The organism is Flavobacterium gillisiae (assembly GCF_900107635.1).
GTDB lineage: Bacteria > Bacteroidota > Bacteroidia > Flavobacteriales > Flavobacteriaceae > Flavobacterium > Flavobacterium gillisiae.
Map to the genome: position 1 here is coordinate 140851 of NZ_FNRD01000012.1, position 21732 is coordinate 162582.

Annotated in this window: 11 protein-coding genes; all 11 read left to right on the forward strand. The window is 34.0% G+C overall.

Annotation, left to right across the window (positions count from 1 at the left end; all coding sequences use genetic code 11):
* The first annotated feature begins 196 nt into the window (after nt 1–196).
* The 11 genes from BLV35_RS15575 to BLV35_RS15625 all read left to right on the forward strand — a co-directional run bounded on the left by BLV35_RS15575 (nt 197) and on the right by BLV35_RS15625 (nt 21488).
* Nucleotides 197–1891 (forward strand): tetratricopeptide repeat protein, encoded by a 1695-nt coding sequence (locus BLV35_RS15575; RefSeq protein WP_091092341.1) that lies wholly within the window; start codon nt 197–199, stop codon nt 1889–1891.
* 554 nt (nt 1892–2445) lie between these two features.
* Nucleotides 2446–2679, forward strand: a complete 234-nt coding sequence (locus tag BLV35_RS15580) for a hypothetical protein (protein WP_091092343.1) — start codon at nt 2446–2448, stop codon at nt 2677–2679.
* 22 nt (nt 2680–2701) lie between these two features.
* Complete coding sequence (locus BLV35_RS15585) at nt 2702–3514, forward strand: DUF1338 domain-containing protein (RefSeq protein ID WP_091092346.1); 813 nt, start codon at nt 2702–2704, stop codon at nt 3512–3514.
* A 166-nt stretch (nt 3515–3680) separates the two neighbouring features.
* Nucleotides 3681–5237, forward strand: a complete 1557-nt coding sequence (gene amaB, locus BLV35_RS15590) for an L-piperidine-6-carboxylate dehydrogenase (RefSeq protein WP_091092348.1) — start codon at nt 3681–3683, stop codon at nt 5235–5237.
* Nucleotides 5238–5342: 105 nt separating this feature from the next.
* Nucleotides 5343–8432 carry a SusC/RagA family TonB-linked outer membrane protein gene (locus tag BLV35_RS15595; RefSeq protein ID WP_218133014.1) on the forward strand — a complete coding sequence of 1030 codons (3090 nt, stop codon included), beginning with the start codon at nt 5343–5345 and terminating at the stop codon, nt 8430–8432.
* Between the two features lie 21 nt (nt 8433–8453).
* On the forward strand, nt 8454–9956 hold the full coding sequence (locus BLV35_RS15600; RefSeq protein WP_091092353.1) for a RagB/SusD family nutrient uptake outer membrane protein: 1503 nt from the start codon (nt 8454–8456) through the stop codon (nt 9954–9956).
* Between the two features lie 204 nt (nt 9957–10160).
* The gene (locus BLV35_RS15605) at nt 10161–12164 is read left to right on the forward strand and encodes an MGH1-like glycoside hydrolase domain-containing protein (protein WP_091092356.1); all 2004 of its coding nucleotides are present in this window, start codon (nt 10161–10163) and stop codon (nt 12162–12164) included.
* Nucleotides 12165–12182: 18 nt separating this feature from the next.
* A complete protein-coding gene (locus tag BLV35_RS15610; RefSeq protein WP_091092358.1) occupies nt 12183–14318 on the forward strand; it encodes a beta-galactosidase in 2136 nt (711 codons plus the stop codon).
* A 26-nt stretch (nt 14319–14344) separates the two neighbouring features.
* Nucleotides 14345–16642: an aminotransferase class III-fold pyridoxal phosphate-dependent enzyme gene (locus tag BLV35_RS15615; protein ID WP_091092389.1), complete on the forward strand. Its 2298-nt coding sequence runs from the start codon at nt 14345–14347 to the stop codon at nt 16640–16642.
* 52 nt (nt 16643–16694) lie between these two features.
* Entirely contained in the window at nt 16695–19646 is a 2952-nt protein-coding gene (locus BLV35_RS15620; RefSeq protein WP_091092361.1) for an FAD-binding and (Fe-S)-binding domain-containing protein, read from the forward strand.
* 843 nt (nt 19647–20489) lie between these two features.
* A complete protein-coding gene (locus BLV35_RS15625; RefSeq protein WP_091092364.1) occupies nt 20490–21488 on the forward strand; it encodes a GntR family transcriptional regulator in 999 nt (332 codons plus the stop codon).
* Nucleotides 21489–21732 lie beyond the last annotated feature (244 nt).

A 21732-nucleotide genomic window follows, 5' to 3' on the forward strand; every position in this document is an offset into this window, starting at 1 on the left:
TCGAACAAACATCAGTAAATGAACTCCTTATAAAATAACATTACAATATTATCAATGAACATAATATTATACATCGGGTTTTTAACTTATTTTAAGTCCACTCTATTGAACTTAAATACATAAATAATGATGATATTTGAAGCTTTAAAAAGCATTATAATAAAGGGCATAACTCTATTTTTAAAAATTTCTTGCAATGAAAAAACTCGCTCATCTCCTACTTATTACTTTTATATTTATCTGTTTTACAGCCCAATCTCAGAAAAATATATGGGATGAAAACCCTAGTGATTCACAGGTAGAACTAGACAGTTTGTTAACAATCTTGCCGAAATCTACAGGAGAAAAAAAACTGTCTTTATTAAATAGAATTGCCGAGATATACTGGGTCATTGATCCTAATAAAACTATGAAATATGGCTCGGAAGCTTTACGTTTATCAATTGAGTTGAAAAATAAAGACCAAGAAGGGTTAGCACTAATAAATTTGTGTCAGGGTTATTTGTTTAATAACATCTATGATAAAGCTTTACGATATGGGCTACAATCCTTAGAAATACGAAGGGTAATGGGAAACGATTATGATCTTGCCTTTACTTTACGTACACTTGGTTGGTTGTATTATGACATTGGGTATTTTGAAAAAGCATTAGATTATCATACCCAAACTTTAATAATACATGAGAAAATAGGCGACAAGCAGCGAATTGCATACAGTTATAACAGTATCGGAATAATTCATGATGGCAAAGGCGATAATACTTTGGCATTGTTTTTTTTTAAAAAATCTTTAAAACTCATACAAGATTCTAATAATATGGATAGAATCGCAGAAACGATGAAAAATATGGGCATTAGTTATCGTAAGATTAACGAACTCAATTTGTCAAAAAAATTCTTAGAGGATGCGCTGGATATTGAGAGTAAAATAAAATATGACTACAAAAAAGTTTATATTCTTCATGAACTTGCTATTGTGCACTTACAACTTAAAAATTATCAAGAATGTTATTCATTGTTACAAGAAGCTAGGACTATTACTAAAGCATTGGGTAATAAAAAGGAACTAGTTTTAGAGAATGATAAAATTATGTCCGATTATTATTTAGCATTAAATAACTATAAGGAGGCTTTCGAATTTTATATGAAATATACTAATGGTAACGCTGAACTTTTCACAAGCAATGAAAGTGAAAAATTGGCTGAAATGCGGATTTTATCTGAAGCTGAACGACGCGAATCTGAAATCAAGATATTAGAGCAACAACGTATATTAGAATCACAGAAAAGAAAGTCCTTATTGATAGGTTCCTTATTATTGGCAATAATAGGAATTCTAATAATAGCTTCGTTGTGGAATAATATAAAAAAGAGAAAAGCTATTGAGCTACAAAATCAAAAACTTTCAAAGGAAAAACTAAAATCACAATTTCTATTACAGGAGAATTTAGAACGTAAACTAGATTTTCGAACTAAGGAACTTACAAATCTTGCTTTGTTCATTTCTCAAAGAACTAACATCTATAAGGATCTAACAAAATCTTTAAAAAATTTAAAATTCACCGATTTAAGCTTACTTAAACAAGACATCAAAGCGCTTATTAACGAGTACACTTTTAAATTTGATTTAAATGAAGATATTCAGCAATTTCATGCAAACATAGAAACCCTACAAAGTGATTTTTTATTTAGAATTAAAGAAAAACATCCTAATTTAACTGATAAAGATATTCAGTTGGCGGTGCAGGTTAAACTTAAACTTAGCTCTAAAGAAATAGCAAATATTAACAATATCTCTGCTAATTCAGTAGAAATTGGGAGGCATAGGTTAAGAAAAAAAATAGGATTAGAAAACAAAGACAACTTGGTTGTTTATTTGGAAAACATTTAGACCATTAACCTTTCTTGGAAATCTTCAAATATTATGGCCTGCCCTAGTCCTCGATCATTAACACAGTTTATCAGACAACAATTGCCAAATTATTAAACAGTTGCGAAATTAATTTCGCAACTGTTTTTTGCTTTATAAGTGCTTCATTTTATTTTAATTTGTTGATGTCTTTTATTAGGTGTTAAATTATATTTAGAATAATATCGTCTTTTTTTACTGTAGATTTTGATTGCATTTCTATCCGACAACTTCTTAATTAGTCATGTTATATCAAAATTACCAACACTATATTCTTACTTTAATTAAATTTTCATTTTGATTAGAATATAATAAAGAAAAATAACCTGTTTTTTTTTTAAAACCCCCATCCTATTAATAATGCAGTGTTAATATGGACAATTCTTTGTTAAGACCAATGTATATAATGGTTTTGTTCAAGATGTAAAGGTCAAGTAAAGTCCATTTTTGATGTTTTATGATGGAATAATTTAATATTTGTGACCACAAAACTCAGATTAAAATTGAATTATAATTTTCCTTACAAACATATTACAATGGAAATCAAAAAATCAAAAACATCCTTCAAAGCAAATTATTTACTGCTTCCTATTTTAATGGATTTTGGATTTTTGACAATTTCATATCCACAGGAAATTATTTTAAAAGGAAGTTTTGGTAAAAATTATCAAGTCCGAAATATTGGATTAGCTTTTAAGAATTGCTACCTCTTGTATCGAGAATTTTTACAATCTATTTATCAAAAAAATAAATATATAATGTGCCTTTAATATCAAACCAAATACGTTAAAAATGGACAAAACTAAATTACTGTCAAAATTGTGGGAGCAATATGCTGAAATTACCCCATCCGCTAAAAAAATTCATGATTTATTAGAGGGAAAAGGAGAAGAAATAAAAAATGACCATATCGCTATTCGCACATTTAATGACAAGCGAGTTAATATAGATGTGTTAGAAAAGCTTTTTCTAGAAGTTGGTTATGAAGGAAAAGGAGAATATATTTTTGAATCAAAAAAGTTATTTGCTAAGCATTATGAGCACTCAACTGATAAAAATGCTCCAAGAATTTTTATCTCAGAATTAGAACTAGAGAAATGTTCTCCAAAATTACAGGCAACTGTTAAAGAGATTTTAGATAGTTGTGATGCAGAAGCATTCAATAATCCAGAATTAGTACTAAGTGGGGCTATATGGAAAACTAAATCCCTAGCTGTTTACAACTCCCTTTTGGAAGAGTCAGAATATGCAGCTTGGATGTATGTATATGGGTTTCGTGCAAACCACTTCACGATCAACGCAAATGCTTTAAAAGGTTTTAATAGTTTAGAGGAGTTGAATGCTTTTTTAGAAAATAGTGGATGGAAATTAAACTCTTCTGGAGGAAAAATCAAAGGTACACCAGCACAATTATTAGAACAATCTAGTACACTAGCTGACATGCACAGCGTGAACTTTGATGAAGGCAGCTTACAAATTCCATCTTGTTATTACGAATTTGCACTTCGCTATCCAATGGCAGACGGAGAATTATATCAAGGATTTATCGCTTCATCTGCTGATAAAATTTTTGAAAGCACAGACGTTAAATTACAAAATCGATAAATAATTATTAAGCGGTACTCAAATTGCTAAAGATTTGAATATTTCTACTTTTTCTTTAACTGCAAAATAACCTAAAAACCCTACAGCGTATCCCATGCTATCCTTAAAAACCAGATAAAATCTAGTTTTTAAGCGCTGGAACTATGCTTAATTGTAAATAAAACACATGACTACAACAACGTCACAATTTGGAATAAAAGAAGCTTTAGCTCAACTAGGAGTAAAGGATATTAATGAAGGTACTTCTACAGGACTACATCATTTTGCAAATGGCGAAATCCTTGAAAGTTTTTCTCCAGTAGATGGAAAACTGATTGGTTCTGTTAAAATGTCTACATCACAAGATTACGAAAAAGCGATACTGTCAGCTACTGCAGCTTTTAAAACTTTTCGTTTAATGCCTGCTCCACAACGCGGCGAAATTGTTCGTCAATTTGGAGAAAAATTACGCCAAAACAAAGAAGCTTTGGGAAAATTGGTTTCTTATGAAATGGGGAAATCACTACAAGAAGGATACGGCGAAGTACAAGAGATGATCGATATATGTGATTTTGCCGTAGGCTTATCGCGTCAATTACACGGTCTAACGATGCATTCTGAAAGACCTGGTCACCGTATGTATGAACAATACCATCCTATGGGAGTTGTTGGTATCATTTCGGCATTTAACTTTCCAGTTGCTGTTTGGGCTTGGAATACAGCTCTTGCATGGATTTGCGGAGATGTTTGTATTTGGAAACCTTCAGAAAAGACTCCTCTTTGCGGAATCGCTTGTCAAAATATTATAGCTGAAGTTATTAAAGAAAATAATTTACCTGAAGGAATTTCATGCTTGATTAATGGTGATTATAAATTGGGGGAATTGATGACTTCAGATACACGAATTCCATTAATTTCAGCTACAGGATCAACAAGAATGGGGAAAATAGTGGCGCAAGCTGTTGCCGCACGTTTAGGAAAATCCCTTTTAGAATTAGGAGGAAACAATGCGATAATCGTAACTCCTGATGCAGACATAAAAATGACTGTTATTGGGGCTGTTTTTGGAGCTGTAGGTACAGCGGGACAACGTTGTACATCAACCCGTCGCTTGATTATTCATGAAAGTGTATTCGAAAAAGTAAAAGACGCTATTGTCTCGGCATACAAACAACTTAAAATTGGAAATCCATTAGACGAAAACAATCATGTAGGTCCACTTATCGACACAGATGCAGTAAAAATGTACAGTGCAGCATTAGATAAAGTAGTTGAAGAAGGCGGAACTATTTTAGTTGAAGGCGGAGTTCTCACTGGAGAAGGATATGAAAGCGGATGCTACGTCAAGCCAGCAATTGCTTTAGCTCAAAATTCATTTGAGATAGTGCAACACGAGACTTTTGCCCCTGTTTTATACTTAATAAAATACAGTGGAGATGTTGATAACGCGCTTGAATATCAAAACGGTGTTGGACAAGGATTATCATCAGCTATCATGACTAATAATTTACGTGAAGCTGAAAGGTTTTTATCAGTTGTAGGTTCAGATTGTGGGATAGCAAATGTGAACATTGGAACTTCTGGAGCAGAAATAGGAGGCGCTTTTGGAGGCGAAAAAGACACTGGTGGAGGAAGAGAATCAGGATCTGATGCTTGGAAAATCTATATGAGGCGTCAAACAAATACGATTAATTACACCACAAGTTTACCACTTGCACAAGGGATAAAATTCGATTTACAATAAAATAAGTAACTGAAAACTAGATAAATATAAAACTTTAATTAACCAAATTTATTACCAATGAAAAAACGAATTCTATTATTTAAGAGGATAAATTTCTTTCTCCTAATGATTTTTCTGTGCCAACCAAACTTTAGTTTTGCACAAGAGAATCAACAGCAAAAAACCATATCAGGAAAAATAACAGACGCTAATGGAAATACACTTCCTGGAGTAAATATTATATTAGCAACAACTAACATCAGTACAAATAGTGATGAAAATGGAAAATACACATTAAGAATCCCTGCTGATTTAAAAAATCCAAGCTTAACTTTTACTTATATCGGTTTTAACGAAGTAACCTTAAATGTAAACAACAATAAAGAGTTAAACGTTACACTTCAAGAAGAAAACAATAAACTAGATGAAGTAGTTGTAATTGGGTACGGCTCCATTAAAAAAGGGAATGTTACTGGAGCAATTTCTTCGATAAAGAAAGAAAGTATTGAAACCAGAGCTACAAACAATGCTTCAGAAGCTATTCAAGGATTAGTAGCTGGTGTAAATGTTCAAAAAAGTGGTGGTGCTGCAGGTGCTGCAGTAAAAATAAAAATTAGAGGAATTAATACTTTTGGAAACACAGAACCTTTATGTATCATTGATGGATTTCAAGGATCTTTAAGTTCTGTAAACCCAACTAATATCGAGTCTATCGAAGTACTGAAAGATGGAGCTGCAGCAGCTATTTACGGATCTGTTGCCGCTAACGGAGTAATTATCGTTACCACTAAATCTGGACTTAAAGAAGGTATAAAAGTAGATTTTACTTCGTTTGTAAACAGCACATCATCATCAAATAGAATAGAATTATTAGATGCTGAGGGTTATAAAACAGTGCATAAGAGAATGTATGATGAATACAATAAATATGCTAATTCGCCTGTAACATTACCAGCATATATAAACTTACCAACTACAGCAAACACGAACTGGCAAGACCAAGTTTTTCGTTCTGGATTAGCACAAAATTATGGTTTAGGTGTTCAAGGTAGAGAAGGTGTTATCAAATTTGCATTATACGGTAACTATGCTAAAGAAAAAGGAATTATCATCGATAATAACTTTGGACAAAAAAATGCAAGTGCAAGAGTAAGTTTTAAGAAATCTATATTTGATGTAGATACTAAACTATCGTACCTATCGACTAAAAGTGAGCAACCTAACTTTCAATTGAAAGAAGTTTATGCAATAGCTCCATTAGTTCCTGTATTGGATTCAAATGAAACTTACGGATATGGATTAACAAACAAAGATGGATTACCATTTAACACAAACCCAGTAGCCGACGAGCGCTTTAGAAGTGGAGAACTAAGAGGACAAGATTTAACAGCTAATATTTCGATCACTGCCAATATCGCATCTTGGTTGAAATTTAAAACTGCCTACTCTCACCACGAGTTAAACTCGCAACGAACTGCTCATAACGCACCTTTTATCGCAAACATACAAGCACCAGAAAAATATACGGTACATAGAGAAGTTAGAACTTTCTGGAGTGAGCAAATTTTCGAAAATACTATAATGATGGATAAAAGACTTGGCGAACATTCTTTTGACTTTTTATTAGGTAGCACCATCAATCCATCATCTTCTAACTGGAATGACATTACTGTTGAAGGTAAAACGACTGATCAATCTGTGGTAAACGGACAGCTTGTTTCGTCTGAACGTGCTGCAGGATTTTTAGACCCAGGTTTTGAAACAATAGGAGCAGGAAAAGGAGGAACTTATTCAGCTGACGGTTCGAAATATCAATACAATAGACTTTCATACTTTAGTCGTATCAACTACTCTTACAAAGATCGTTACTTAGCACAAGCAACTATACGTTACGATGGCTCATCAAAATTTGGTAAAGACAGTCGTTGGGGAGCATTCCCATCTGTGGCTTTAGGTTGGAAAATTGATAAAGAAGATTTTTATCCAGAAGATTTCATTGTCTCTACTGCTAAGCTACGTGCTAGTTGGGGACGTTTAGGAAACGAAGCGGCATTAGGATATTACACTTCTAGCTCTTTAATTTACTCAGGTAATTACTTGAATTCTGGTTACGTACAAGGAACAGGTAGTAATCCATGGCCAGGAAGTATTGCAACTGCATTAGAAAACCGTAACCTAAAATGGGAAACTACTGATTCTAAAAACATAGGTCTTGATTATACTCTTCGAAATGGGAAAGTTAGCGGTTCGATAAACTACTATCGCAATGTTACAGCTGATTTGCTTATTACAAAGAAACTAGCACCTTCAGCGGGAATAGACAACCCAATTCTTAATGTTGGAAAAGTAAGTAATAGCGGACTTGAATTTGAAGTTAATTATAGCGAACAAAGCAATGATTTTAAATACAATGTTGGATTTAATATTAGTTCACTAAAAAACAAGGTAGAGAGTCTTGCTAATGCAGACCAAGCTATTAATGGACAAGGGTTAAAATTTGACACAGAACATTTCCCAACTCAAGCAAGAGTAGGAACGCCAATAAGTTCTTTCTATCTATACCGTACCAATGGTATATTTCAAACTGCAGCGGAAGTGAACAGCCATGCTACAAACGGAAATTTATTACAACCAAATGCTAAACCTGGTGACATTAGATTCAAAGATTTAAATAACGATGGACTAATTGATGAGAATGACAAAGAATATGCAGGTACAGGTTTACCAAAGGTAGAAGCTAATATAACTTTAGGAGCTAGTTACAAAGGATTTGACTTTAGTACATTGATTGGAAGTGGTTTTGGAAATAAACTATACAACGGTAACCGTTACTTCTATGAGTCTATGAGCTCAGGAACAAATATGCTGGCTTCAACTCTTAATTCTTGGACTCCAGATAATAACAGCAACATTCCACGTGCAGTACTTGGTGACCCGAACGGAAATAGTAGAGAGTCAGATCGTTTCCTTGAAAACGGAAATTTTGTAAGAATGAGACAGTTACAAATAGGATATTCATTACCTGCCTCATTATTAGAATCAGCAAAAATAGACAAACTTAGATTTTATGTAAGTGCCGAAAATGTATTCACCATTACTAAATACTCAGGAACAGATCCAGAGTTCTCTAGAAACAACTTACTAGATACAGGTGTTGACCGTTTTGTATATCCATTTACAAGATCATTTATTGTAGGTGCACAATACGTATTTTAAGAAACTTATAAAGAAACAATCATGAAAAACATATATAATTATATTACCGTATTATGCATCTTTACACTAGTAGGATGTAGTAATGATTTCCTTGAGCAGCAGTCTCCAGACCAACTTAACTCTTCCACATTCTGGCGAAATAAAGCCGATGCAGAAGCAGGTTTATCCTCAACTTATGCTTTCCTAGAAGGAGCAGTTGAAGAGTATGCCTTCCCCGAAGTTAAATGGCCCGTAGAAGCATATCGCGAAGACATTTGTAAGTTAGGTAGCGATGCCTTAAATTATCAAAACTGGGTTGAGCTTGCTGATTTTACTTATACAAATGGTAATAGCCAAATAACATCGTATTGGCAATTAAACTATCGTGGTATTAGCAATGCAAATCAAGTAATTACTAAGGTTGGAGAAATGCCTGCATCTGCTATTAGTGATGCTGACAAAAAACAAATTATTGCAGAAGCACGGTTTTTAAGAGCTTACTATCATATGAAATTAATTCTTAATTGGGAAAAAATAAAATTAAGAACTAAATACATTACTAATCAGAACGAAATAAGTCTTCCTCTTGCTGAACGTGCAGAAACTTGGAATTTTATTGTTAGCGAATTGAAAGCAGTTGCCGAAGTGCTTCCTGCAGCGCAACCTACTGACAAAGTGGGTCGTGCAACAAGCGGAGCTGCTAATAGTTACCTTGGTTTTGCTTATTTGACTAGAGCGTATGAAGAAACTGCTGAAAAACAAACTCATCTTACTGAATCAATTAAAGCTCTTGATAAAGTTCAAGGTTATTCACTTGTAAAGGACTATGTGAGTTTATTTAATGGTACTAACAAAAACTCAAAAGAAACTATTTTTGAACTTCAATTTAGTGCAAACACATCTAACGGTGCATTCTATCGTACTGCTCTTCATTTCTGGATGGGCGCAAGTGAATTAGGTGGATGGGACGAAATTTTACCAACAGATATGTTGATGAATGAGTTCAAGAAAGAAGGAAAAATAGCAACTACAGGAAATTATGACAGTCGTCTTTATAGCAACATTTTCTTTAAGGATCCTTATTTTAATGACGCTTCAAATCCTAGAATTTTTGGAGCGACATATAACGACAAATTTGGAACTAAGAACAAACCTGTCTTCCGTAAGTACTTACCTCCTACTCAAGATGAAATGGACACTGAGTTTTTAGGACTTAATGTTCCTTTAATGAGATATTCAAATGTTCTATTAATGAAGGCAGAAGCTTTAAACGAATTACAACGTTCAGTTGAAGCTATACCTCTAATCAATCTTGTAAGAGCACGTGCTGATATGCCAGTAATGATAGGTCTAACTTATAATGCTGTAAAAGCGCAAATTGAACATGAAAGAATTATTGAATTTCCTTTAGAGAACTTCCGTTTTTATGATTTACGTCGTTGGGGAAAAACTAAATCGGCTCTTGATGCAGTGGGACGTACTGGATTTGACGCTGCAAAAAACAATTTTTACCCGGTACCTTTAACTGAAATACAAAACAATTAAAAACCGATTAAATTGATTCAAATAAATAGAATAGTCCGAATAATACTTGGGCTATTCTTTTTAATTTAAAAAAATATTTATTCAATGTTACCAATAAAATTAGTGAGAGAGAATGTATATTAGCTCATATTGTGTGCTCGTGCCAATTTTCATCTTCTAATGAAAAGTGATCTTTACTTTTCTATATTAACAAATTAAATAATCATGTACAAAAAAGAAACCTGTTATATACTTCTCTTCTTTTTACTATTGCAATCTAGTTTTGCCCAAAGTAAATTTAGTAACTTAGAATTAAGTAAAAACAACTTAAACTACAAAGGGAATCCTGAAAATGCTAAGGATAGAAAATCACTTGCCTTTTCTGACAAAGGTGCTTGGTTTGCCTTTGGATTGCTAGAGCCTTCAAGTATTCAAGCTGGGTTTTCAGGTCCATTTTTAATGACTGAGCAAAACGGAGTTTGGCTAAGCTCTTCCTTTCTTTCTATACATCTTATCGATGACAAGAAACAAGAAATAATCAATTGGAAAACCGCTTTAACTAGTCAAAATAGTTATAATAGCCATTTAGAACAGGAGTTTTCGAATCAAAAAGTAAGTATAAAACAAGAACTAGTTTTTTCATCTGGGCATACTGCAATTCAAAAAACTAGTATTACAAACACATCGTCAGAAAACATAACGTTTACGCCTACTTTCAAATCAGATATTTATCTAAATAACTTGGAACTTTCGGTAGAAGAGAAAGCAGTGAAAATAGTTTCGTCAAAAAGTAACGCCATTGGTTATGTGCAATTTATTAATGAGGACAGCAAAATAGATGTTACAAAAAGCGGCTTTACTGCAAAGACGTCTCAGCTCGTTTTAAAACCAAATGAAACTAAAGAAATAATAGTTTCCCAAACGTTTATTTTCCCGCAATACGACTGGAAAAAAGAAAAAGAAAGCATTTCAAAATTAAAATTTGATTCCGTTTTAGAAAATACTAAACAAGAAAAAGAAAATCAATTATCGCAATTAATTGCAAAAAAGAAACCGTCATACAAAGGTTCTGAATACTCTGTTTTCCTAGCGAAATTAGTACTCACTTTGCAAAACAATACTCGTATTGCAGCTGAAGGTTTAAAACATGCAGGCATATTCCCTAGCTATCATTACGAATGGTTTCATGGTTTCTGGGCTTGGGACAGCTGGAAACATGCTGCGGCAATAGCCCATGTAGATTCAAATCTAGCAGAAAACCAAGTACGAGCAATGTTCGACTTTCAAGAGCCTAATGGTTTTATCCCTGATTGTATTTATAGAGATACTTTAATTGAACCTAATAATTATCGAAATACCAAATCACCGTTGACTGCTTGGGCAGTTTGGGAAATTTACAAACAAAATAAAAACGTAGATTTCGTTAAAGAAATGTATCCAAAATTAAAGAAATATCATGCTTGGTGGTATAAAGATCGTGATCACGATCAAGATGGAATTTGCGAATTTGGATCTACAGATGGTACTTTAGTGGCTGGAAAATGGGAAAGCGGAATGGATAATGCGGTGCGATTTGACAACAGCAAAGTACTGAAAAATTCAGAAAACGCTTATTCGCTGGACCAAGAAAGTGTGGATTTGAACTCTTTTCTATATGCTGAAAAAAACTATTTAGCTCAAATGGCTAAAGTTTTAAAGCTAGCTGACGAACAAAAAAAATGGAAACGAGAAAGCTATACCTTAAAAAAGCAAATTCAAACGCAGTTTTGGGACGCAAGTACAGGATGGTTTTATGACACTTCTTTGGATGGAAAAACATTCGTAAAAGAAATGGGCTGCGAAGGCTTCTTGCCGCTTTGGGCAGAAGTAGCATCTAGAAAACAAGCTAGGGCTATAAAAAATAATTTACTTAATCCAGATACCTTCAATACTTTTGTGCCTTTACCAACATTGGCTAAAAACAATCCGAAATTTAATCCAGCGAATGGCTATTGGAGAGGACCAATATGGTTAGATCAAGTTTACTTTGGAATCAATGGACTAGAAAAATACGGTTACAAAACAGAAGCCAATCTTCTAACCAAAAAACTGATTCATAATACCGAAGGTGCTTTAGAAAAAGGAAAATCTATAAGAGAGAATTACCATCCTACAACTGGAAAAGGATTAGAATCCCAAAATTTTAGCTGGTCAGCCGCTCATTTTCTACTACTACTTTTAAACAACTAAGAAATAAACGATTAAGAAATGATAAATTATAATTCCCTACTAACTAGACTTACATTTTTAACTTTATTAGTGTTTAGTTGCCATTCGACTCAAGTAGTCGCACAAAGTAAAAAAGTTACGCAAACAGAAAAAAAAGACCCACAACGATTTTTCGATAAAGCTGATTTAATGCAAATTGGTGTGTATTATTATCCTGAGCAATGGCCAAGAGAACAATGGGATCGTGACTTAAAAAACATAAAAAAGTTAGGTTTTGAATTCACACATTTCGCTGAATTTGCTTGGACATACATGGAGCCTAAAGAAGGTAAATATGATTTTAAATGGCTGGATGATGCCATGGCAATAGCCGAAAAAGAAGGTTTAAAAGTGATTCTTTGTACACCTACTCCTACTCCACCAGCTTGGATGGGTGATAAATATCCTGAAATATATCTAGTTGATTCTAAAGGCAACCGAAGACAACACGGAAACAGAGCAAATATTTCAGTAACAAATGAAAAATACCGTGAATTCACAGCGAAAATAGTTGCTGAATTAGGGAAAAGATACGGTAATAATAAGAATGTTATAGGATGGCAAATTGACAACGAGCCCTTGTCTACAGAGGATTTTAGTCCTTCTGCTAGAATAGCATTTCAAACTTGGCTTAAAGCCAAATACGGAACCATTGAAAAATTAAATACGGAATGGGTTGGAAGTTTCTGGAGTACACGTTATTCTAATTTTGAACAAATCATATTACCTAACACCGAAGTTTATTTTGAAGATAAGTTAAGTCCACATACGATTTTAGATTTCAAGCGATTCACCGCCGATGCTCAAGCTAGTTTCTTGAACGACCAAGCCGAAATATTGAGAAAATATACGGATCCAAAACAGTGGATAACAACTAACTTCACTAATGTAACTTACGACTCAGACCCAAGAAGAGCTGATAAAATGGACTTCATTACCTATACAATGTACCCAGTAAGTGGTCAAAATAATTTAGGCGGAGATAATTTTAGAATGGGGCATCCTAGTAAAATACATGAGGCAAACGATTATTACCGTTCAATCAGTGGAGTTACCGGAGTAATGGAATTACAACCAGGACAAGTAAACTGGGCAGGTATCAACCCTCAATTACAACCCGGCACTGTACATATGTGGCTTTCACAAGCTTTTGGAGGTGGTTGTGCTTTTACTTGTACTTACAGATACAGACACCCACTAGGAAGTAGCGAAATGTATCACGAAGGCATTGTGGGCAATGACGGAGTAACCCTTTCTACCGGTGGAAAAGAATTTGTACAGTCCATCCAAGACATGAAACTATTGCGTAAAGAGTATAATCCTAAAGCAGTGCTTCCGCAGAAAATTGCTAATAGAAAAACAGGTTTTTTATGGAGTCACGAAAATCTTTGGGACTTAGAAAATCACAAGCAAACTAAACATTGGAGTACTTGGAAACATAGAAATACCTATTCTTCAGCTATCAAATCTACTGGAGCGCCAGTCGATTTCCTTACAGAGGAAGATAATTTTGATGACTACCCATTTATTGTTGCATCAGCATATCAACTAATTGATCAAAAATTAGTGGACAAATGGACTAAGTATGTTGAAAAAGGAGGTAATTTGATTTTAAGTTGTAGAACTGGACAAAAAGACAAAAACGGACATTTTTTTGAAGCCAACTGGAGTGCACCAATCGTGCCTTTAATTGGAGCTGATGTTGACTTTTTTGATGTTTTGGTTACAGATATGAAAGGAAATATAAAAGCAGCTAACAGTAACTTTCAATGGAATACTTGGGCCGATGTATTATCACCTAGAAAAGGAACCGAAGTTTTAGCCACTTATGAAGACCAATTTTATAAAGGTAAAGCTGCCGTAGTTATTAGAAAATTAGGTAAAGGAACAGTAACTTACATTGGGGTAGAAAGTACTGATGGGAGCTTAGAGAGACAAATTGTACGCAACGTATATGAAAGAGCAAATGTGGCCATTGAGAATTTACCAAGCGGTGTTTTTGTCGAATGGAGAGACGGCTTCTATGTAGGAGTTAATTATTCAAACGATACTGTCGAACTTGAAATACCAAAAGGAAGTAAAATATTGGTTGGACAAAATCCTTTGCAGCCTGCACAAGCTATAATTTGGAAATAAAATTAACGAATACTAAAAATTTACTGATGAATTTTTCAGAAGAAACTATTGAGCAATTAGCCAAAGACCATTATGGCCTAGCTACAACCGCAAAATCATTAAATGGCTATGACGAGTTAAATTTTCTTTTATCTACTGATACAAACGAAAAGTATATTCTAAAAATATCCAATGAAGATCATCCCTTTCCGTTTTTAGACGCGCAGGTTAAAATCATTCGGCACCTATCAAATAGTACACTTGCTAATGAATTTCAGCAGTTTTGCATCAACACGCAGGGCGATGCTTTGACAAGAATTGAGGCCGATTCAAAAATATATTATGTTAGAATTCTCAATTTTTTAGAAGGTACTTTCTGGGTAGAAAAAGAAAGCAAATCAAAGGAGTTGTTTTACAATCTAGGATCCTTTTTAGGAAATATGGATTATGAACTTCGCGACTTTTCCCATCTTGCCATGCACCGCCGCTATACCTGGGATATCAGTTGTGCTAGCGAGGCAAATGAGAATTTAAAATACATTCTAGATCACGAAAAAAGGCGAATCGCAGGCTATTTCTTGTTGCAATTTGACACAGAAGTACTTCCTGTAATCCATACTTTGCGTCATGCTTACATTCATAATGATGCCAACGATTATAACATCCTGGTTCAAGAAAATCAAATAAGTGGTTTAATCGATTTTGGAGATATGGTTTACACCGCGCTTATCAACAATCTAGCGATTGCGTGTACTTATGCCATGCTTCATCAAAAAGACCCGTTAGAAGTTGCTGCAACCATTGTTGAAGGTTATCATAAATCGTATGCCCTTACTGAGCAAGAAGTTGATTTGTTGTATTATCTAATTGCAGGGAGACTTTGTATTAGTGTAACACAGTCTGCTTACAACGCATCATTAGACAGTAATAACGAGCATCATTTTCTTACTGAAAAACCAGCTTGGGAATTGCTGAATCAACTTATTCGAATTAATCCAATAAAAGCGCAAGATACTTTTAGAAAAGCTTGTGGTTTTACAGCATTAATCACTGATGAAAACTACGCAGATATATTAGAATCTCGTGAGAAAAACATAGGCCGAAATTTAAGTATTGGTTACAAAGACAAATTAAAAATTACAAAAGGTGCTTTACAATATCTTTATGATGATAAAGGGCGAACTTTTGTAGATTGTGTCAACAATCCATCTCATGTTGGTCATTGTCACCCAGTAGTTGTTCGAAGAATGCAAAAGCAAATTGCTAATTTAAACACCAATACGCGTTATCTTAATGACACGATTATCGAATATGCCGAAAAACTAACCGCTACTTTACCAGCTGCCTTAAGTGTTTGTTATTTTGTGAATTCGGGTAGTGAAGCTAATGATTTGGCAATTCGAATGAGTCGCCATTTCACCAAACAAAAAGATATTATTGTTCTCGATCATGCTTATCATGGAACTTCAACGGTTGCTATGGAAATGAGCCCGTATAAATTTGATGGTAAAGGTGGTTTTGGAAAAATGCCTTGGATTCATAAAGCGATTAACCCCGATTTATATCGAGGTCCGTACAAATATGGAGATGTAAACGCAGGAGAAAAATATGCCGCTGATGTAAAGCGCATTATCGAAGATTTAAAAAAAGAAGATAAAGCGCCTGCCGTATTCATTTGTGAAACATTGTTAGGTGTTGGTGGCCAAATTCCGCTTCCTAAAGATTATTTAAAAACCGCTTATGCACACGTTAGAGCAGCTGGAGGAATCTGTATTGCCGATGAAGTTCAGGTTGGTTTTGGAAGAATTGGAGATCATTTTTGGGGCTTCGAATTGCAAGATGTCGTTCCCGATATTGTTGTTTTAGGAAAACCTATTGGTAACGGCCATCCGCTGGCTGCAGTAATTGTTACTAATGAAATTGCAAATGCTTTTAATAACGGCATGGAATACTTCAACACTTTTGGAGGTAATCCCGTATCTATGACGGCAGGATTAGCTGTATTAGATGTTCTTCAAGACGAAGAAATGCAACAACATGCATTAGAAGTTGGAAACCACCTGATGGAAGGTCTTAGAAAACTAATGGCCAAATATCCTATTATTAGTGATGTTCGTGGACACGGTTTATTCATAGGTGCAGAAATGGTTAAAGACCGAGTTACAATGGAACCAGCTGTTGCTGAAATTGATTTAGTTGTCGAAAAAATGAAAGAAAAAGGTTTTTTATTAAGTACAGATGGCCCTTTGCATAATGTATTAAAAATAAAACCACCAATGCCTTTCAATAAACAAAATGCAGATGAGATGATTGAATTATTAGATATTGCTTTAAGCGAGCTATAACAATCAATCTTCCATTTATAAAATACTAGATTAAGCAATAATTTTATTCTAAATGAAACATAAAAATTCTCTTTCACAGAGTACTATCAATCTTAAAAGTTTAGAAAATCAATTAGAGGGTAAATTATTTTTCGATCACACCATGCGTTTGTTATATTCTACAGATGCGAGCGCCTATAAAGAAATGCCGTTGGCTGTAGCAATTCCAAAAACCAAAGAAGACATTCAGAAAATCATTGCTTTTGCTAGAGATAACAAAAGCAGTGTGATTCCGAGGGCAGCGGGAACCTCTCTGGCTGGTCAAGTGGTAGGAAACGGAATAATCGTTGATATTTCGCAGGAATTTACTAAAATACTATCTGTAGACCCAATAAAGAAAACAGCTTGGGTTGAACCCGGAGTCATCCGAGATGAGCTAAATCTTCATTTGAAGCCACTTCAGTTATTTTTTGGCCCAGAAACTTCCACTAGCAATCGTTGCATGATTGGAGGAATGGTAGGAAATAATGCTTGTGGTGCCAGATCAGTAGTTTATGGTTCCACACGCGAACATTTATTAGAAATAAAAGGATTCTTGGCTGATGGTAACGAAGTGACTTTCGGCGCTTTATCGAATGCTGAATTTGAAGAAAAATGCAACGGAGTTAATGTAGTAAGCCCATTAGAACAAGCGATATATGTTCAGATAAAAGAAATATTATCTTCGAACGAAAACAGAATATTATTCGATGCTAATTTTCCAAAAAAATCCATTGCAAGACGAAATACAGGCTACGCTTTAGATTTGTTGATAGACAGCAACCCTTTTAGTAATACCGAAGAAAAGTTTAATTTCTGTAAACTAATCGCTGGATCAGAAGGAACCTTATTCTTTTCAACAGCTATAAAATTAAATTTAGTTGATGCTTTAAAACCGTTATCAGCTTTGGTTTGTGTACATTTTGACAGTATTAACAAAGCCTTGAAAGCCAATTTAGAAGCGTTGAAATTCAGTCCGAACAGCGTCGAATTGATAGACCACTACATTTTAGAATGTACCAAAGAAAATATCGAGCAAAGCAAAAACCGCTTTTTTGTAAAAGGTGACCCAAAAGCGATTCTAGCCGTAGAATTTCTTAGAGATACTCAAGATGAAATTGATGAACTTGCAAAAGAAATGGAAGCTTTAATGCGTTCTAAAAACCTCGGTTACTATTTCCCGATCGTCTATGGCGAAGAAACGAATAAAGTATGGAACTTGAGAAAAGCGGGACTCGGATTATTATCGAATATTCCTGGTGATGCAAAAGCAGTTGCCGTAATCGAAGATACCGCTGTAGATGTTAATGATTTACCCGATTTTATAGAAGAATTTAACGCCATATTAAAAAAGCGAAATTTAAATTGCGTGCATTATGCTCATGCCGCCACTGGAGAATTGCACCTTCGTCCCATCATTAATTTAAAAACAGCAGAAGGCACAGCCTTATTTAGAACCATAGCAACTGACATTGCACATTTAGTAAAAAAATACAAAGGCTCATTAAGCGGTGAGCATGGTGACGGAAGACTTCGTGGAGAATTTATACCGCTGATGCTAGGGGAAGAAATCTATCAGTTATTTTCCCAAATAAAACATACTTGGGACCCTTGGAATGTTTTTAATCCTGGAAAAATTGTAAACACGCCACCAATGGATACTAGTTTAAGGTATTCCCCTGGGCAAATAACAGCTGAAATCGAAACTTATTTTGACTTCTCAGAACAAGACGGAATCATTCGTGCTGCCGAAATGTGTAATGGCTCTGGTGATTGTAGAAAAACCGAAAAAAGCGGTGGAACCATGTGCCCAAGTTATATGGCAACCCGCAATGAAAAACATACCACACGAGCGAGAGCAAACATTTTAAGAGAAACAATTACCAATTCAACTCAAGAAAATAAATTTGACGATGAAGGATTGCTAGATGTCTTAGATTTATGTTTGAGCTGTAAAGGTTGTAAATCGGAATGTCCTTCAAATGTGGATATGGCTAAGCTTAAAGCAGAAACATTTCAGCATTATTATAATAAAAACGGCGTTAAATTCCGTTCGCTACTCATCGGGAACACCCCAAAAATAAACCAGCTATTTGCATCTTTTCCGTGGTTATATAATTTATCTACCAAAGGGTTTTTAGGAAAAATAGTCCAGTCTGCTACAGGTTTTTCAACAAAAAGAACATTACCTTCTATGTTCGAAATCACTTTTGCGAAATGGATAAAAAAATTCAATCAACAAGGTAACTTCGTGCACGGCTCTATTTATTTGTACAATGATGAGTTTTTGAATTATTACGATGTAGAAATAGGTCAAACCGCGGTTAAACTACTAAACCGTTTAGGATATCAGGTGATCGTGCCAGAAATTGGTATCAGTGGGCGAACTTATTTATCGAAAGGAATGTTGATTAAAGCACGAGAAATTGCTGAGAAAAACATCACCGATTTTACCAAAACGATACCTCATGATAAAATTTTAATTGGAATCGAGCCTTCTGCTATTTTATCGTTCAGAGATGAATATCCTGATTTATGCAGAGGAGATTTAAAAGAAAAAGCAAAGGGAATTGCAAAGAGAACCTTTCTTATCGAAGAATTTCTTGCCAAAGAATTAGATGAAGGACGCATATCGTCCAGCAGTTTTACTGATAAAGAAGAACGTGTTCGCATGCATGGTCATTGTTTCCAAAAAGCATTATCTTCTTTAATTCCATTGAAGAAAATCCTTCTGTTGCCAAAAAACTATACGGTACTCAACATTCCTAGCGGCTGTTGTGGTATGGCCGGTTCTTTTGGCTATGAAAAAGAGCATTATGATATTTCGATGAAAATTGGTGAACTTGTTTTATTTCCATCTATTCGTTCAGAAAAAGAAGCAACATTAATCTCCGCATCAGGAACCAGCTGCAGACATCAAATTGCTGACGGTACAAATCGAAAAGCAGATCATCCTGTGAGTATATTATATAATGCATTAAAGTAATAAAAATAGAAGACTAGCAGGTTTAGTCAATTAGCGGTGTACTTCAAATCTAAAATGTATCCAAGTAAAAGACTAATTTTATTTATATTTCATGTCCACAAAATCTAGTTACAAACCAATAAAATTCCCAATGAAAACAAACATTTAATTTCCAATTGTGACTTCGTTCTAAAAGACTGTGAAATTTAATTTAAACAAATTACACACCTAAAACAAAAACAAACCTACCTGAAAAAATTATTATTTTTCCAAAATATTCAATATCGCACTACTAATATACCACAGATAATTATACCACCTAAGGTAAAACGATTGCTTAGCATAAATGTCATTTCGTAGACCATTATTCTGTCTTTTATACTATTAACGCATGAAACCTGAAATATAAATAAATTCCAAATTCACAATGATGCACTTGGTTGTCGTATCATTATATTCTATGAACAACATCTGCTCTTAATTTAAAGTATAATATAACTCCACCTAAACTTCGCCCCATTAATTTTCTTATGCAGCAGGACTAACAAAGAGTAAAGTTATAAATAGATTCACACCTATATTTATTTTTTAACCGTCGAAGCCACATTAATAAAACATTCAGCGAAGTGACCGTAGTTCGAAAGTTGATAATTTATAATTTCGCCTTTATTCACAATTTCCGAAAAATAAATTGATTTTCCATAAGAAATAAACTAAATAATTTCGATTCTGAATTATTCAATAAATTGGAATTCTTGTTTAATTTTCATTGTTTTATTAAGAAAACTTAAATTATTTTTTTAATGAAAAACATAACGGCACCTACCAGTTTTTTGTAACTTGCAGAAAATTAAGCCTTTTTATATGAAAATAATATCAATTCAAAATAATCTTGGGATACCCAAATACAAACAGATTGTCACGTCAATTGAGAAAGCAATAGAAAATGAAAAAATAATAAAAGGAGATCGTCTCCCATCTATAAATAAACTCTGTTTGGAATTTTCATTATCCAGGGACACCGTCTTACAAGCATATGACGAGTTAAAAAAAAGGGGGATTATATACGCCATTCTTGGCAAGGGATATTATGTAAAGAGCGTAGAGGTAACCATAAAACAAAAAATATTCTTGTTGTTTGATGAATTGAATAGTTTCAAGGAAGATATTTACAATTCATTTTTAAAGAATACCGGAAAAGATGTTCACATTGATATTTATTTCCACCATTTTAATATTGAAATGTTTAGAAAATTAATTAATGAAAGCAACGGTAACTACACCAAGTATATCATCATGCCTACTAATTTACCCTATGCGGCTTCCGCCATAAAAACCCTACCAGCAAAAGAGGTATTTATATTGGATCAAACTAATCATGAATTGCAATCCTTCCCCGCCGTGTTTCAAAATCATAAGAAAGACATTTATGATGCTCTTTTAAAAGGAAAACCGCATTTAAACAAATACAATAAACTAATTCTAATTTTTCCAGGGTTCCGAGAACCATTAGGCATGAAAGAAGGATTTGTTAATTTCTGTCACGATTTCACTTTCAAATATCTGGTAATAAACGAATTTATCGATCGAGAGATAACGACTGGTGAAGTTTATATTATCCCGAATGACAGAGATTTGGTCTCTGTTATCGAAAAATCAAAACTTCAAAAATTGCAACTAGGAAACGATTTCGGAATTATATCATATAATGAAACTCCGCTAAAAAAAGTAGTAGAAAACGGAATCACAACCATTTCTACAGATTTCGAAGCTATGGGAAAAATATTAGCCTCAATGATTTTGAAAGGAAAAAAAGACCAAATAGAAAACAAAAGCGACCTAATCATAAGGAATTCTTTGTAAAACACAATTATCACTTTATCAAATCAGCTATAATATTCTTTCATTTATAATGAAATTAAGCATTCTTTTTTTTGAAAGGAAAAAATTCTTAAAAAAGAATTCAATGTTTTGTTTCAGGTAAAAAAACTTAAAACACGAAAACAGGTTCCGTCGCATCTGCCATATAAATCCAAGAGAAATCAGCGACCCGAAAATTATGCAGCCAATTTGCAAAATGATTTGAACATACTTGTGCCTGGCTTAA